Origin of the sequence: Streptomyces filipinensis (assembly GCF_014649495.1) — a bacterium.
Lineage (GTDB): Bacteria > Actinomycetota > Actinomycetes > Streptomycetales > Streptomycetaceae > Streptomyces > Streptomyces filipinensis.
On record NZ_BMTD01000004.1, the window covers coordinates 15,686 to 30,425 of the forward strand.

Annotated in this window: 14 protein-coding genes; 8 read left to right on the forward strand and 6 right to left on the reverse strand. The window is 72.0% G+C overall.

The genetic code is table 11. The features are described from left to right. Nucleotides 1-41: 41 nt before the first annotated feature. From mshA to IE244_RS10990, 3 genes are all read left to right on the forward strand, one after another. Nucleotides 42-1,379, forward strand: coding sequence for a D-inositol-3-phosphate glycosyltransferase (gene mshA / locus IE244_RS10980; RefSeq protein ID WP_191872968.1), 1,338 nt, complete (start codon nt 42-44; stop codon nt 1,377-1,379). After that, complete coding sequence (locus IE244_RS10985; RefSeq protein WP_191872970.1) at nt 1,372-1,875, forward strand: type III secretion system chaperone family protein; 504 nt, start codon at nt 1,372-1,374, stop codon at nt 1,873-1,875. Before mshA ends, IE244_RS10985 begins: the two co-directional genes overlap by 8 nt. A 193-nt stretch (nt 1,876-2,068) precedes the next feature. Further along, complete coding sequence (locus tag IE244_RS10990) at nt 2,069-3,727, forward strand: glycosyl hydrolase family 28-related protein (protein ID WP_191872973.1); 1,659 nt, start codon at nt 2,069-2,071, stop codon at nt 3,725-3,727. Here IE244_RS10990 and IE244_RS10995 read toward each other — a convergent pair. Next, nucleotides 3,706-4,503: a helix-turn-helix transcriptional regulator gene (locus IE244_RS10995; RefSeq protein ID WP_191872975.1), complete on the reverse strand. Its 798-nt coding sequence runs from the start codon at nt 4,501-4,503 to the stop codon at nt 3,706-3,708. The genes IE244_RS10990 and IE244_RS10995 overlap by 22 nt on opposite strands. 49 nt (nt 4,504-4,552) lie before the next feature. On the opposite strand from IE244_RS10995, the gene IE244_RS11000 reads away from it, so the two are divergent. Further along, entirely contained in the window at nt 4,553-4,978 is a 426-nt protein-coding gene (locus tag IE244_RS11000; protein ID WP_191872977.1) for a DUF2000 domain-containing protein, read from the forward strand. 33 nt (nt 4,979-5,011) lie between these two features. On the opposite strand, the gene IE244_RS11005 is transcribed toward IE244_RS11000, so the two are convergent. Beyond that, entirely contained in the window at nt 5,012-5,485 is a 474-nt protein-coding gene (locus IE244_RS11005; RefSeq protein WP_191872979.1) for a carboxymuconolactone decarboxylase family protein, read from the reverse strand. A 495-nt stretch (nt 5,486-5,980) separates the two neighbouring features. Here IE244_RS11005 and IE244_RS11010 point away from each other — a divergent pair, with 495 nt between their 5' ends. From IE244_RS11010 to IE244_RS11020, 3 genes are all read left to right on the forward strand, one after another. Beyond that, complete coding sequence (locus IE244_RS11010; protein ID WP_031170811.1) at nt 5,981-6,190, forward strand: hypothetical protein; 210 nt, start codon at nt 5,981-5,983, stop codon at nt 6,188-6,190. Nucleotides 6,191-6,312: 122 nt separating this feature from the next. Continuing rightward, nucleotides 6,313-8,538 (forward strand): FG-GAP repeat domain-containing protein, encoded by a 2,226-nt coding sequence (locus tag IE244_RS11015; protein ID WP_191872981.1) that lies wholly within the window; start codon nt 6,313-6,315, stop codon nt 8,536-8,538. Nucleotides 8,539-8,674: 136 nt separating this feature from the next. After that, a complete protein-coding gene (locus IE244_RS11020; protein ID WP_191872983.1) occupies nt 8,675-8,932 on the forward strand; it encodes a hypothetical protein in 258 nt (85 codons plus the stop codon). Nucleotides 8,933-9,058: 126 nt separating this feature from the next. On the opposite strand, the gene IE244_RS11025 is transcribed toward IE244_RS11020, so the two are convergent. Continuing rightward, the gene (locus tag IE244_RS11025; RefSeq protein ID WP_191872985.1) at nt 9,059-10,309 is read right to left on the reverse strand and encodes an MDR family MFS transporter; all 1,251 of its coding nucleotides are present in this window, start codon (nt 10,307-10,309) and stop codon (nt 9,059-9,061) included. A 178-nt stretch (nt 10,310-10,487) separates the two neighbouring features. Between IE244_RS11025 and IE244_RS11030 the strand changes: the two genes are divergently transcribed. Continuing rightward, a complete protein-coding gene (locus IE244_RS11030; protein ID WP_191872987.1) occupies nt 10,488-11,249 on the forward strand; it encodes a phosphoglyceromutase in 762 nt (253 codons plus the stop codon). A 77-nt stretch (nt 11,250-11,326) separates the two neighbouring features. Here IE244_RS11030 and IE244_RS11035 read toward each other — a convergent pair whose 3' ends face one another. The 3 genes from IE244_RS11035 to IE244_RS11045 all read right to left on the reverse strand — a co-directional run bounded on the left by IE244_RS11035 (nt 11,327) and on the right by IE244_RS11045 (nt 14,689). Beyond that, nucleotides 11,327-13,078 (reverse strand): Vgb family protein, encoded by a 1,752-nt coding sequence (locus IE244_RS11035; RefSeq protein WP_229854051.1) that lies wholly within the window; start codon nt 13,076-13,078, stop codon nt 11,327-11,329. Nucleotides 13,079-13,533: 455 nt separating this feature from the next. After that, on the reverse strand, nt 13,534-13,989 hold the full coding sequence (locus IE244_RS11040) for a hypothetical protein (RefSeq protein WP_191872991.1): 456 nt from the start codon (nt 13,987-13,989) through the stop codon (nt 13,534-13,536). Nucleotides 13,990-14,314: 325 nt separating this feature from the next. Then, entirely contained in the window at nt 14,315-14,689 is a 375-nt protein-coding gene (locus IE244_RS11045; protein WP_191872993.1) for a VOC family protein, read from the reverse strand. Between the last annotated feature and the right edge of the window lie 51 nt (nt 14,690-14,740).

The window sequence follows — 14,740 nt, forward strand, 5'->3', positions numbered from 1 at the left end:
GGTCCTCCGTCCGGCATGCCCGCAGCAAGGAGGACCGCCACGTGAGCCAGTACGTCAGCAGGCTCGGGCGACGCTCCCCGTCGGCCGCGTCACGGCTCCGTCTGCTCCGCCGGCCCCGCAGGGTCGCGATGCTCTCCGTGCACACCTCTCCGCTCCACCAGCCCGGCACCGGCGACGCCGGCGGCATGAACGTCTACATCGTGGAGCTGGCCCAGCGGCTCGCCGCGATCAACATCGAGGTCGAGATCTTCACCCGGGCCACGGCCGGCGGTCTCGCGCCCACGGTCGAGCTGGCCCCCGGCGTCCTCGTCCGGCACGTCGACGCGGGACCCTACGAGGGCCTGGCCAAGGAGGACCTCCCGGCCCAGCTGTGCGCCTTCACGCACGGCGTGATGCAGGCCTGGGCCGGTCACCGCCCCGGCCACTACGACCTCGTCCACTCCCACTACTGGCTCTCCGGCCACGTCGGCTGGCTCGCCGCCCAGCGCTGGGGCGTGCCGCTGGTGCACGCGATGCACACCATGGCCAAGGTCAAGAACGCCAACCTGGCCGACGGGGACTCGCCCGAGCCCGCCGCCCGGGTCATCGGCGAGACCCAGATCGTGGCCGCCGCCGACCGGCTCATCGCCAACACGGAGGAGGAGGCCGACGAGCTGGTACGGCACTACACGGCCGACCCCGCGAAGGTCGCCGTCGTCCACCCGGGCGTCAACCTCGACCGCTTCCGCCCGGCCGACGGCCGCGCCGCCGCCCGCGCCCGCCTCGGTCTGCCGCAGGACGCCCTGATCCCGCTCTTCGCCGGCCGCATACAGCCCCTGAAGGCACCGGACGTCCTCCTGCGCGCGGTGGCCGTCCTGCTCGACGAGCGTCCCGAGCTCCGCTCCCGCATCCTCGTCCCGGTCGTCGGCGGCCCGAGCGGCAGCGGGCTCGCCAAGCCGGAGGGCCTGCAGAAGCTCGCCGCGCGGCTCGGCGTCGCGGACGTCGTACGGTTCCGCCCGCCGGTCGGCCAGGAGCAGCTCGCGGACTGGTTCCGGGCCGCGTCCGTGCTCGTGATGCCGTCCTACAGCGAGTCCTTCGGCCTGGTCGCCATCGAGGCGCAGGCGGCCGGTACGCCGGTGCTCGCGGCCTCGGTCGGCGGGCTGCCGGTGGCCGTGCGCGACGGCGGCACCGGCTTCCTCGTGCCCGGTCACGATCCGGCCGACTACGCGCGCGTGCTGCGCCGTTTCGCCGACGATCCGTCCCTGTCGGCGAGCATGGGCGAGGCCGCCGCCCGCCACGCCCGGTCCTTCGGCTGGGACACGGCGGCCGCCGCGACCGCCGACGTCTACACGGCCGCGACCCAGTCCCACCGCCGTCGCGTACGCTCCCACCATGGCTGAGGGCGAGAAGGCGGTCGGACAGGTCCTGGAAGCTGCCCTGAAGGACGCCGAACTGGAGTGGGAGAGCCCCGAGCCCGGCACCTACGTGGTCAAGCTCCCCGGCACCCGCAAGCTCTCCACGACGGTCTCCTTCCGCGTGGGCCGCCACTCCCTCTCCCTCAACGCCTTCGTCGTCCGGCACCCCGACGAGAACGAGGCGGGCGTCCACCGCTGGCTCCTGGAGCGCAACCTCAAGCTCTACGGCGTCAGTTACGCCGTCGACCGCCTCGGCGACATCTACGTCACCGCCCGGCTGCCCCTCGCCTCCGTCACCCCCGACGAGATCGACCGCCTCCTCGGTCAGGTCCTGGAAGCGGCCGACGGCGCCTTCAACACCCTTCTGGAACTGGGCTTCGCCTCCTCGATCCGCAAGGAGTACGCCTGGCGGGTGTCCCGCGGCGAGTCCACGCGCAACCTGGACGCGTTCAGGCATCTGATCGAACGCCCGGCGGACTGACCGCGGATCGCCCGGCGGCTCAGGACGGGCGCGGCTCCGTTAACCGGTGGTGATCCCCGGACATGCGTCTTCCGACGATCCGCCCAAGGCGGGCGGCGCGACCCCTTCCCCTCCGAGGGCGGCGGTGGCATGCTCACGCCCGACGCATTCCTGAACATCGTTCATACAGCTGAACGAGAAGGGGCGGGTGGACATGAGCGGCACGCACCTCACGAGACGGACCCTGCTGGCCGGTGCCACGGCCGTGGCGCTCGGCGCGACGCCGGGGCGGGCGGCAGCGGCCGGGCGCCCGCAAACCCCATCCCTGTGGCGGGAGTTCGGCCGCACCCCCTTCACCCACCCCCAGATCCCGTACGTCGGCCGGGCCGGTGCCCGTGCCGGAGCGCGCCGCCTCCCCCGTCCCCGCGTCTTCGCCGACGTCACCGACTACGGCGCGGTGGCCGACGGCACCACCGACTGCGCCCCCGCGATCAACCGTGCCCTCGCCGCCGCCGGACGGGCCGGCGGTGGCACGGTCACCGTCCCGCCCGGCACCTTCCGCATCGACGGCCTGATCCGCATCGGCGACTCGAACGTGGTGCTGCGCGGCGCGGGCAGCGGCCGCACGACACTCCACGCGACGAAGAACCTCACCGAACTGATCGGCGTCTACGGCTCCCGCTACGGCGGCGACAAGTCCTCCTGGTCCTGGGCGGGCGGACTCGTCTGGCTCGCCCCGCACGCCCGTTGGGACTCCCTCGTCGCCGCCGTCCGGGCCCGCGCGTGGCCCTTCGAGGGCTGGACCGGCAACCAGCGGGACGAGTGGACGCCCCTGACCGCGGTGGAGCCGGCCGGGCGGGGCTCCTGGACCGTCACCGTCGCCGACGCCTCCGCGCTGCACCCCGGCCGGCTCGTCCTGCTCCGCCTCGCCGACGACCCCGCCCACACCCTCCTGCAGCACATGGCGGGCGGCGGCCCCGGCCCGGCGTCGTACTCCTGGGACGACAAGACCAAGCTGCTGTCGTACGTCCCCTACGAGTGGCCGGTCCGCGTCACGGCCGTCCGCGGCCGCCGCATCACCCTCGAACGCCCCCTCCCGCTCGACGTGCGCCCCGAGTGGAACCCGCAACTGACCACCCACGTCACCGAGCTGACCGGATCCGGCGTCGAGGGGCTGACCCTCGACGTGGTGCAGACCCCGCAGTCCCCGCACCTGCTCGACAAGGGCTACAACGGCGTGGTGCTGCAGTGCGCCTACGACTGCTGGGTGGACGACGTCACGGTGACGAACGTCGACAACGGCTTCGGCCTGGTCGCCGCCTCGGCCTGCACCCTGCGCCGCACCCGGGTGACCGGCCGCGGCTCGCACCACCCGTACTTCTGCCGCGAGGGTTCCCACGACAACCTGATCGAGGACTTCACCCTCGAACAGCGCACGGTCCCGGCCCCGCCGAACACCCAGCTGCACGGCATCAACGTGGAGGGACTGTCCTCGTACAACGTCTGGTCGCGCGGCGAGATGCAGATGGGCACCTTCGACAGCCACCGCGGCCTGCCCTTCGCCGACGTCCGCACCGACATCACCGTGAACAACAACGGCCGCCACGGCGGTGACGCCAGCGCGGGCCCCCTCTTCGGCGCCCGCTTCACCCACTGGAACATCCGGGTCACCAACGGCCGCGCCGGACTGATGAAGATCGACGGCCTGGCGCCGTACTCGGCCACCGTCGGCCTCGGCACGGTGACGGAGTACGACCAGACCGACGTCCCCGACTTCACCGGCGACCTGCACTCCCGCCTGGAGCTGTACGGCACGACGGACGCCGTACGCCCGCGCAACCTGTACGAGGCTCAGCGCGAACTGCGCCGGTAGCGCCCCGGCGGCACCCCGACCAGCTTCTTGAAGTGCCGGGTGAGATGGGCCTGGTCGTAGAACCCGGTGGCCGCCGCCACCTCGCCCGGCGCCAGCCCGTCCAGCAGCAGCCGCCGCGCGCGCCCGACCCGCCGCGACATCAGGTACTGGTGCGGGGCGATGCCGTACGCGCCGCTGAACGCCCGCACCAGATGGGCCGGATGGGCGTGCAGCAGGCGCCCGGCCTCCGCCAGCGTGACCCCGTCGACGACCCGGGCGTCGAGCAGCTCCCGCAGCCGCCGGCCGAGGACCGGATCCGGGCGGTGCGCCGGTGCGTCCGGCCGCCGCCGCAGATGGTCGCGCAGCCGCTCCCCGACGAGGGTCAGCCTGCTCTCCGCCTCCAGCTCGTCACCGGGCCGGGCGAGCGCGGAGTGCAGCTGCCCGACGCGCCGGCGCAACACCGGGTCCCGCAGATCGGGCCCGTCCACGGCGGCCCCGATCAGGTCCTCGCCGAGCCGGCTGCTGTCGAGGTAGACGACCCGCTTGCGGAAGCCGTCCGGGGTGGCCGGCGAGCCGTTGTGCGGGACGTGCGGCGGGAGCAGGGTGACCGTGTCGTGCGGGGTGCCGTGCTCGTGCCGGTCGAGGTCGTACCGCACGGCCCCGTCGTCCACGATGAGCAGCGTCCAGGCGTCGTGGACGTGCATCGGGTAGGAGTACTCGGTGAAGCGGGCGTGGAAGACCTCGGTGACGCCCGGGACGCGGGGGCGCCACGCGCTGACTTCCTGCGGGGCGGCCACGCAAAGAACGTACAAGACGATCGCGTACGACGCCCGGCAGTCTCATCCCATGAGCGCTGAACCCCTCCGTTTCGACACGAAGATCGCCGTGCTGCTGCGCGCGGACCTGGAGCCCTGGCAGCGGCTCAACGTCACCGCGTTCCTGGTCAGCGGCCTGGGTACGACGGTTCCCGAGGTGATCGGGGAACCGTACGAGGACGCGGACGGGGTGTCGTACCTCCCCATGTTCCGCCAGCCCGTGCTGGTCTTCGAGGGGTCGAAGGAGACCCTGGAGGCGGCGCACGACCGGGCCCTGAGCCGCGCCCTGCCCCGCGCCGTCTTCACCTCGGACCTGTTCGCCACGGGCAACGACCGCGACAACCGCGCCGCGGTCCGGGCCGTGCCGACGGCCGAGCTGGACCTGGTGGGACTGGCGGTCCACGGCCCCCGCAACGGGGTGGACAAGGTGCTGAAGGGGGCCCGGATGCACCCGTGACCGCGGCTCTCCCCGCCTTCGCCGGCGTCCGCGTCAGCCGAACATGCCGGGCACGTAGTCGCCGGCGGGCTGCTGGACGAGGACGTTGACGCGGTTGTAGGCGTTGATGAGGGCGATCAGCGCGACGAGCGCGGCGAGCTGGTCCTCGTCGTAGTGCTTGGCGGCGTTCGCCCAGACCTCGTCCGGGACGCCGCCGGCCGCGTCCGCGATCCGGGTGCCCTGCTCCGTCAGCTCCAGCGCGGCCCGCTCGGCGTCGCTGAACACCTTGGCCTCCCGCCAGGCCGCGACGAGGTGCAGCCGCTGCGCGGTCTCCCCGGCGGCGACCGCGTCCTTGGTGTGCATGTCGAGGCACATCCCGCAGCCGTTGATCTGGCTGGCCCGGATCTTCACCAGCTCCTGGGTCGCCGCCGGCAGGCTGGACTCGGAGACCGCCTTCCCCGCCGAGTTGATGTACTTGAAGAACCTGCCGGAGACGGCGTTCTCGAAGAGGTTCAGTCGCGCGTCCATGATCTGCTCCCGTGGGGTGGCCGATGGTTACACCCCCCTGACGGAACGATCAGGGGAGATGTGACAGGACCACCGGTGACGCGCGCCACGAGCCCTGCGGGGCACCCGGACGGCCCGCCCGTCTGAAAGATCACGCCCGAATCTGCACAGCGCGTACGCAAGTGCGCGGCCGGTGGGTCCCGTTGGTACGGAGTTGTCCCGGTCGGCGCGGCGGTGGCAATACCTGTGGCCCGTCTGTGCCGTGCGGGGGTGTGGAGAAACTCCCCCCATAGCGTGACCGGGCCCGCACGGATCGGTCACCGCCCGGGACAACTGGCCCGGGGCGGGCGCCGGTTGGCTGGCTGCCCGGCGCGCTCCGTGGTTTGATCGCTCGCGCCGCCGGGTTCACGCCACGGTGTCCTGAAAGGGACGGCGTACGCCCGCGGCCGCGGTCCACCGTCTGTCCCCGGCGGTGCCGCTCCCCTGTGGACCACCCATGCGAAGGGCAGTTTCCCCATGAACTCCGCTCACCAGGTCGAGACCCTCGAGATCTCCGACGCCGACCTCGACACCGTCGCCGGCGGTCTGGCCCCCGAGGTCAGCCTCACGCTCGACAACACCACCCTCAGCAGCGCCGACGTGCTGTCCCAGCTCGGCGCCGTCCAGGGCGAGGCGCTGGGCGCCCTCGGCCAGTCGCACCAGGTCGGCTTCAACGCCGCCCTCTGATCGCTGCGATCAGCACACCGAGCCCCTGCCGGCGGACAACTCCCGGCAGGGGCTCAGCCATTCCGGTCCTATAAGATCCACACACTTTTCTCACCAAGTCTGGAACCTGGGGGGACCGGATCGTGAACCGGTATGTCATAAGAGGGGCGTTCGCGCTCGTACTGAGCGGGAGCCTCATGGGGGCCCTGCCCGCGTCGTCCGCCGAAGCGGCGGCCGCAGCGGGCACCGCAGCCGGTGCGACGGTGGCCACCGACCCCGTACAGCCCGGCGTCTGGGGCACCTCCACCGAGGTCGCCGCCACCGCCCGGCACCGCGTGCTGGGCCTGCAGGCCCGCGCCGACGGCGCCCTCGTCGCCCTGCGCGACCAGCCGCAGGACCCCGCGCAGACCGCCGAGGTCCGCCGTCTCACCGTCCAGGTCCGCCCCGCGGGCAGCACCACATGGGCCGCGCCCCAGACGCTGTCCACCACCGCCCGCCTCTACGACAGCGCCCTCGCCCCGCAGGCCGACGGCTCCTTCGTCGCCTACTGGAGCGAGAGCCTCCCGGAGGGCAAGAGCCTCCTGAAGGCCGCCACCCTGGCTCCGGGCGCCACCCGCTGGTCCGACCCCACCACCGTGGCCACCCTCTCCTCCTGGGCCGAGCACCCCCTGGTCTTCGGCAGCGCCACCGGCCGCCTCGCGGCCGTCTGGGCCGTCCGGATCACGGGCGGCCGTGAGCTGCGCATGACCGAGCGGCCGGCCCCCGGCGGCGCCTGGTCCGAGCCCACCGTGTTCGACACCGTCAAGAGCGACGCCGAGGACGGGGAGTGGTTCCTGACCGGGCTGCACGCCGCCATCGACAAGGCGGGCAACGCGGCCGTCGCGTGGAACCTCGACGACCGCCCCCGCGAGGGCGGCGGCTCGACCCCCGCGGGCGGGCCCTCGTACTACTCCCGGATCATGGAGCGCAAGGCCGGCGCGACCACGTGGGGCGACGCCGAGGACCTGACCCCGCTCACCGGCACCCAGCCCGGTGCCCTCCGCCTCGACGCCGACCCGGCCGGCGGCCTCACCCTCCTGTGGGCGAGCGTCGGCGGCCCCGTCCGCTTCGCCCGCAAGGCCGCCCCCGGCGGCGCGTGGGGCGCCGCCGAGCAGACCGGGCTCACCGGCTGGTACGCCCCCCGCGCCCTGCCCCGCCCGCTGACCGCCCCGAACGGTGACGTCACCCTCGTCGGGGCCGCGGACAAGGCGGTGATCTCGACCACCCGCTCCGCCCGCACCGGCGTCTGGGGCGCCGTCGAGCAGGCCGACGACCGCCGTCCCGCCGGCTCGGCCGTCAGCTCCGGCATCGCCGGCGACGGCACCGTGCACGCGGGCTGGGCCGTGTCCATCGGCAACGGCTCGTACCGCTTCGTCGCCGGCTTCCGCACCCGCGGCGGCTGGTCGGCCCCCAAGACGCTGGCCACCACCAGCGGCAACCGGACCGTCGACGGCGCCCTCACGGTCGCCGGCACCCGTCCCACCGCGCTCTGGTACGACAGCTCCGCACTCGGCGGCCCGCTGCACGCCGTCTCCGGTACCACCCGCGCGCTGCCCCGCGCCCGCGACTACGGCGACGACGGCCGCGCCGACCTGCTCGCCCTGACCGGCACCACCCTGACCCGGTACGACGGCGACGCCGCGGGCCACCTCGCCACGGGCTCCGTGCACAGCGGCGCGGTCACCACCGGCTGGCCCGCCGGTACCCGGTTCACCGGCTTCGGCGACCTGAACGGGGACCGCCTCAACGACGTCCTCGCCGTGCTGCCCACGGGCGAGGCCCGCGTGTACGAGACCCCGGCGGGCCGGCTGCCCGCACCGGCGTCCCCGTACGAGAAGACGAGCAGCGACTGGCGCGGCTACGACGTCCTCACCAGCCCCGGCGACCTGACCGGCGACGGCCGCGCCGACCTGCTGGCCCGCTCCGCCTCCACCGGTGACCTCTACCTCTACGCCGGCAACGGCACCGCCGGATTCGTCCCGCGCGTCAAGATCAGGTCCGCCTGGAAGGGGTACACCCGGGTGATCGGCGCCGGGGACCTCACCGGCGACGGGCGCGGGGACGTGCTGGCCCTCGACAGCTCCGGCGAGCTGTGGCGCTACGACGGCACCGGCACCGGCAAGCTCGCCGACCGTGTGCTGGTCTTCCGCGACTGGGGCAAGAGCTACCGCCAGGTGCTCGGCGCCGCCGACCTGAACGGGGACGGCCGGGCCGACCTGCTCTCGGTCGACACCGCCGGCGTGGCCTGGCTCAACCCGGGCACCGGACACGGCACCTTCGGCAGCCGGGTCCGCGTCGGCTCCGGCTGGACCGGCCGCACCCTGTCCTGACCGCGGTCCCGCACGCGGAGGAGGGGCACCCCTCCTCCGCACCGTCTATTCGGGTGCTTGTGTGCACGTCACCGCTTCTCGCCGGCGGGCCGGCGGCATACGTCTGGCGAGCACACACCGACCGAAGGAGACGCTTATGCGTGTAACCACCGTACTGGCCGCCACCGCTCTCGCCGGGACCGTTCTGTTCGGAGGAGCGGCCCAGGCCCTCGCCGACGACGGCGACGACATGGGCAACGTCGGAGTCGATTTCGGGACCAGCGCCCCGGCCGCGTCCGAACTCGGCCAGGGCGCGTCCGACTCCGGTCAGGGCGCGTCCGACGACAGCCAGGACATGCCCAGCTTCAGTAAGACCGGGGCCATCTTCGACAAGTCACCGGCCGCCACCCACTAGGCCGTCGCTCCCTTCCTGCCCTTCCTGTCCTTCCTGGCAGACGCCCCGCACCGTGCTGCGCTCGGTGCGGGGCGTGGGACGTAGGGTGCGGGATGTCGGGTTGGGGCGTGTGGGGCGGCTTCCGGATCAGCCTTCCACGACCCGGACCGCAGCGGACGCCCGCGGCGCCGGGACCGGCCCTTCGCCCGGCAGCCTCCGCATGAGGAGCCCGTACCCCAGCCCGGCCACCGTCCCCACCGCCGCGCACATCCCCCACAGCCACTGCGCGCCCAGCCGGTCGATGACCGCACCGGACATCAGCGGCGCGATCAGCGAGGCGACGGACCAGGACAGCGTGTAGACGCCCTGGTACCGCCCGCGCCCGTGCACCGGGGACAGCCGCACGACGAGCCCGGTCTGCGTCGGCGCGTTGACGATCTCGGCGAGGGTCCACACGCAGACCGTGAGCGCGAAGACGCCGACCGATCCGGCGAAGGCGGTGAGCCCGAAGCCGTACCCCGCGAGCACCGAGGAGACCACCAGCAGGGTGCGCGGGTCGCGGTGCTCGATGAAGCGGGTCACCGGGATCTGCAGGGCGACGATCAGGACGCCGTTGACGGCGATGGCGAGGCCGTAGTCGGCGGGCGAGAACCCGGCCCGGCCCATGGCCACGGGCAGGCCCACGGACCCCTGCTGGAAGACCAGGGCGACCAGGAAGGACAGCCCGACGACGGCCATGTACCGCCCGTCGCGCAGCACCGTGCCGAGGCTGACGTCGGTGTCCGCCTGCCGGGCCGTGGCCGCGGGCCGCGACTCGGGCAGCTTGAGGAAGACGACGACCGCGCAGACGGCCGTCATCCCGGCCTCGATCAGGAACCCGGCGCGATAGCTGAACTCGGCGATGAACCCGGCGCCCATCGAGGAGACGGCGAAGCCGAGGTTGATCGCCCAGTAGTTGAGGGAGAAGGCGCGGATCCGGTCCTCGGGGCGGACGATGTCGGCCATCATCGCCTGGACGGCCGGCCGGGAGGCGTTGGAGGCCATGCCGACGAGGAAGGCGACGGCGGCGATGGTGACCGGGCTGGTCATGAAGCCGAGCAGCGCGACGGAGACGGCGGTGGCGGACTGGGCGATGAGCAGCGTCGGCCGCCGTCCCAGCCGGTCGGCCATCACCCCGCCGCCCAGCGAGGAGACGACACCGCCCAGCCCGTGCAGGGAGGCGACGAGACCGGCGTAGGACGCCGAGTAGCCGCGGTCCAGGGTGAGGTACAGGGCCATGAAGGTGGCCACGAACGCGCCGAGGCGGTTGACGAGGGTGCTGGTCCACAGCCACCAGAACTCACGGGGGAGTCCGGAGACCGTCTCCCGGGCGGCACGTCTGAGACGGGCGGCGGACATGGCAGGATCCCCCCATGGATCGAAGGCACCCGGTGCGGATGCTGTAAGCGGCTCTGGCGGTATCCACAACTTACATAGGTGATCCACGGGCGGCCACTCGTTTAACAGAGGCCGTCAACGGTCCACCCACCGGTCGGCCGGGGGCGGGCGCGGGAGGCCGTGGATTACGCTCTTTCCCATGGCCGACGCACCGTACAAGCTGATCCTCCTCCGCCACGGCGAGAGCGAATGGAACGCGAAGAACCTGTTCACCGGCTGGGTGGACGTCAACCTGAACGAGAAGGGCGAGAAGGAGGCTGTCCGCGGCGGCGAGCTCCTGAAGGACGCCGACCTCCTCCCCGACGTGGTCCACACGTCCCTGCAGAAGCGCGCGATCCGCACGGCCCAGCTGGCCCTTGAGGCCGCGGACCGCCACTGGATCCCGGTCCACCGCAGCTGGCGCCTGAACGAGCGCCACTACGGCGCCCTCCAGGGCAAGGACAAGGCGGCGACGCTGGCCGAGTTCGGCGAGGAGCAGTTCATGCTCTGGCGCCGCTCGTACGACACCCCGCCGCCCGCGCTCCCCGACGACTCCGAGTTCTCCCAGGCGCACGACCCCCGCTACGCGACGATCCCGCCGGAGCTGCGCCCGGACACGGAGTGCCTGAAGGACGTCGTCGTCCGGATGCTCCCCTACTGGTACGACGGCATCGTCCCCGACCTCCTGGCCGGCCGCACGGTCCTGGTCGCCGCCCACGGCAACTCGCTGCGCGCCCTGGTCAAGCACCTGGACGGCATCTCCGACGCCGACATCGCGGGCCTGAACATCCCGACCGGCATCCCGCTGTACTACGAGCTGGACGCCGACTTCAGGCCGACCACCCCCGGCGGCAGGTACCTCGACCCCGAGGCGGCCGCAGCAGCGATCGAGGCGGTCAAGAACCAGGGCAAGAAGAAGTAATCGCCCACGAACAAGCCCCCTGCCTGCGGTTTCTCCGCTGGCAGGGGGCTTTTTCTCTTGTCCTGGGTTGGGCGCTCTCATCTGGGCAGCGTGCTGGTTTGGGCGGGGCAGGCGGTTGGGCTGGTCGTGGCCGGGCGGGCGGGAAGCGGGGTCAGGGGTGTGCAGACAGGTGTGGCGACCCCGATGAGTTCGACCAGGCCGTTGCCGCCGGTCGGTGGCACGAGTTCGGACCAGTTGTCGGCCAGCCAGACGTTGCCGGACTGGTCGAGTTGGATGGCGGTGAGGTGCTGGATGGAGCTGCTGCGATAGCCGTGGGACGGTGTCAGCAGGGAGCCGGTGGAGGATCCGGGCGGGCAGGCGCTGGTGTTCACGCCGCACAGGACGGAGACGGAGGGGGCGCCGAAGCCGGCGATCCATACGCGGTCGGACCCGTCGATGGCCACGGACCAGGGAGCGATGGCGGTTGGCAGTTTGTATACGCCTGTGATCTTTCCGCTCGGCGCGATCTCGGTGACCGAGTTGCTGACGAAGCTGGGCACCCAGACGTTGTTCTTGGAGTCGACGGCCAGGGCGAGAGGCCAGTCGAGTGAGTTGTCCTTGATGGGGGAGAACGTGGTCGGCTTGAAGTCGGGTCCGATCACGGTGACGCTCCCACCGACGTGGCCCTTGGGTACGCGTGAGTCCAGGAGCTTTGCCCCGTTGAGGCGGGCATTGCTGACCCAGGCCCGGCCGTAGCCGTCGATCTGGATGGAGAACGGGTGGTCGAGACCGCCGCCCTTGATGGTGATCGCCTTTGAGGGGTCCCCGTGGGGGTAGACGATCACGCTTCCCTGGCCGCGGTTGCCTTTCAGGCCATAGAAGTTCGCAATCCAGATGTTGCCCTTCTGGTCGACTGCGGTGCCCTGGGGATGGTTCAGGTCGCCGTTCTTGAATCCTGTGCCGGGCGACAGCGGCTTCCCTGCCGCTGAGTACTTCGCCATGGCATCGCCGCCGTAGCTGGGCACCCACACGGCGCCGTCGTGGTCGATGGCGATGCCCCAGGCGCCTGCCTTCATACCGCCGCCGCTGATGGGGCTGTTCAGTGTGGGGTTGCCCACCGGGTCCTGCACGGTGACGTAGGGGCTGGGGTTTCTCGTTCCGGGCAGCCAGTTGTTGGAGGCCCAGACGTTGCCCTTGGCGTCGATGGCCATCCGCCCGGGGGCGTAGACGTCGGGGGCGGTGTAGTGCAGGGCCAGGACCCAGGCCGCTGGTGCCGCGGTGAGCGCGGGGGCGTAGGTGTGTGCCCGGCCGGTCAGGGCGTACAGCTTGCCGGTGGCCAGTCTCGGGTTGTGGGCGAGGTTGAGCACGGCTTGTGCAGTGTCGGCGGGAGTGGTCCCGTGCTGCGGTGTCGCCAGGCGCAGCATGTCCTGGCATCGCCCGGTGTCCGCTCCCGGCGCGCAGAGGGAGACGAGGTTGGCCAAGGCGTCAAGGGTGGCCAGCGTGTCGTTCTTGCTGCCGTTGTTCCGGTCGGTGACGACCTTGCCGGGTCTGCCGGAAGCCGGATCGGCGAGGTTGTAGGACGTGGCTGCGGCGTTCTCCAGGCCGGGGCTCGGCCCGGTGATGCCGTGGGGGCCGGTGAACTGGGCCAGTGCGTAGGCGGCGGCGACGGTGGTGAGTTCGTTGACCGTGACAGCGGTCTCGGAGCGTTGGGCGACGCCGCCTCCGGAGCCGAATCCCACGACGGAACGCAGACGCAGCGACCGGCCGCCGTGGGGCGCGGCGTCGACGTACAGCACCGAGCCCGTGGGCCGGGTGGACCGGATCTGGAAGGCTCCCTTTGCGTCGGTCATGGCGCGCCCCAGTTCCCGGACGCCTTGCCGGTCTCCGGTGAGGAGAGTGACGTCGGCGTGAGACAGCGGTTTTCCCGCGCTGGTGACTGTTCCGCGCAGCGCTGTCGGCGTGCTGGGGGGTGTGGCGGCGGGCAGTCCCGTCAGCGCCAGTGCCATGGTGGCCGATGCCGCCAGGGCAGCGGCCGGCCGGTGCCGGGAGAGCCTGGCTGCCCTGCCGCGCGAGGTGTGGGCCGCGACTGTGCGGGGGCAGTTCACAGGGACTCTGCGGGGGCGGTTCATAGCGGGAGACAAGGTCAGGACCTCTCGTGATGTCGCATGGTGCCGAACCCTCACCCGCGGACCGGACACCCGACGCGCTGCCGGGTCTCGCTGCGTGTTCGCGGGCAGGCCGCCCTGTCGCGGCGGGCGCTCGGAACGGCGGTGATCAGGGCACCGCGGTTTCGGCGCGGTCGGACCTATGCGTTGCCGTTGTCCGCGGTGTCCGGGGCGCGCAGCGTGAACCATCCGATCTTGCGGCCGGCCAGCCAGATCAGGCCCAGGTACAGGTCCGGACCGACCTGACGGAGCTCGTCGCGCACGCCTCCGCACACCAACGACGTGTGGGAGTAGTCGATGACGATGCACTCCTGGTCGTCCAGACGGCTCGGGCCGGGCCTGACCATGGCGACGATGGACAGGAGGTCCATCGCGGTGAGCCGGTTGCTGAGATAACCGTCCGGGCTGAAGACCTTGCCTCGCCACGCGGTCAGGTTCACGAGGCTGGCGAGCAGCCGCGCTCCCGCACGTCCTGCCACGGGGAAGATCGCCAGACCCTCCATGGGGCCTTTGGGGATCTCACCGGCCGGACTCTTGCGAAACAGCTCCTCGAGCCGCTGATCGTCGGATGTGAGCAGTTCGGCCTCTGTAGCCATCGCAGCCTTCCTCACCCCGGCACCCCTGCGTTCAAGGACTGGTCTCCAAGCAGCCGGCACGCCAGGCAACTCCGTGGTAATTCCCTCGGCCCGCGCTCGGCGAGAGCACCGGCACAAGCGGCGGAGCGCTACGAATTCATGACCAGGACCAGTCCAACCGCATGATCACCGCTTTGGCATGTGATCCGCCGCTGTCTCCATCCTGAACCCCCGGGGCGGGGCTCACCACCGGTGCCGACGGCCGAGGGCCGAGGGCCGAGGGCCGCGCAATGGTGCGGGGCGGAAACCTGGACCGTCCGAGGTCGCTCGACATCGGCCAGGGACGCTAGACCTTCCGTCTGGTCAGGCAGAAGGGATGACCGGCCGGGTCGGTGAGGACGCGCCACCTGTCACCACCTGGTTGACAGTCCGGTCTGGCCGCGCCCAGCGCCAGCAGCAGCGCCTCACCCTCGTCGAGGTCGTCGACCTCGAAGTCGAGGTGGATCTGTTGCGGCACGGTCTGGTCGGGCCAGCGCGGAGCCTGATAGCCGTCGACCCGCTGGAACCCGATGAAGAGCCCGTGGCCGCCGTCGAGTCCGGCGAAGTCACGATGGGATTCGGGGTGGATCCCGAGGCCGGTGGCCTGTGCGTAGAACGCAACCAGCGCCTCGGGGTCGGGGCAGTCGAGTGTTATCGCCGTCAACTTCATCTGCAAGGCCATGGCGTCACACCCTAGTGATCGGCTCCGACCACCGACCGGGCGGCGGATTCC

Bases quoted from the DNA above. Each gene is read 5' to 3' on its own strand.
- IE244_RS10985 (WP_191872970.1), top strand. From the start codon at position 1,372: ATGGCTGAGGGCGAGAAGGCGGTCGGACAGGTCCTGGAAGCTGCCCTG.
- IE244_RS10990 (WP_191872973.1), top strand. From the start codon at position 2,069: ATGAGCGGCACGCACCTCACGAGACGGACCCTGCTGGCCGGTGCCACG.
- IE244_RS11000 (WP_191872977.1), top strand. From the start codon at position 4,553: ATGAGCGCTGAACCCCTCCGTTTCGACACGAAGATCGCCGTGCTGCTG.
- IE244_RS11005 (WP_191872979.1), bottom strand. From the start codon at position 5,485: ATGGACGCGCGACTGAACCTCTTCGAGAACGCCGTCTCCGGCAGGTTC.
- IE244_RS11010 (WP_031170811.1), top strand. From the start codon at position 5,981: ATGAACTCCGCTCACCAGGTCGAGACCCTCGAGATCTCCGACGCCGAC.
- IE244_RS11020 (WP_191872983.1), top strand. From the start codon at position 8,675: ATGCGTGTAACCACCGTACTGGCCGCCACCGCTCTCGCCGGGACCGTT.
- IE244_RS11025 (WP_191872985.1), bottom strand. From the start codon at position 10,309: ATGTCCGCCGCCCGTCTCAGACGTGCCGCCCGGGAGACGGTCTCCGGA.
- IE244_RS11030 (WP_191872987.1), top strand. From the start codon at position 10,488: ATGGCCGACGCACCGTACAAGCTGATCCTCCTCCGCCACGGCGAGAGC.
- IE244_RS11035 (WP_229854051.1), bottom strand. From the start codon at position 13,078: ATGACCGACGCAAAGGGAGCCTTCCAGATCCGGTCCACCCGGCCCACG.
- IE244_RS11040 (WP_191872991.1), bottom strand. From the start codon at position 13,989: ATGGCTACAGAGGCCGAACTGCTCACATCCGACGATCAGCGGCTCGAG.
- IE244_RS11045 (WP_191872993.1), bottom strand. From the start codon at position 14,689: ATGGCCTTGCAGATGAAGTTGACGGCGATAACACTCGACTGCCCCGAC.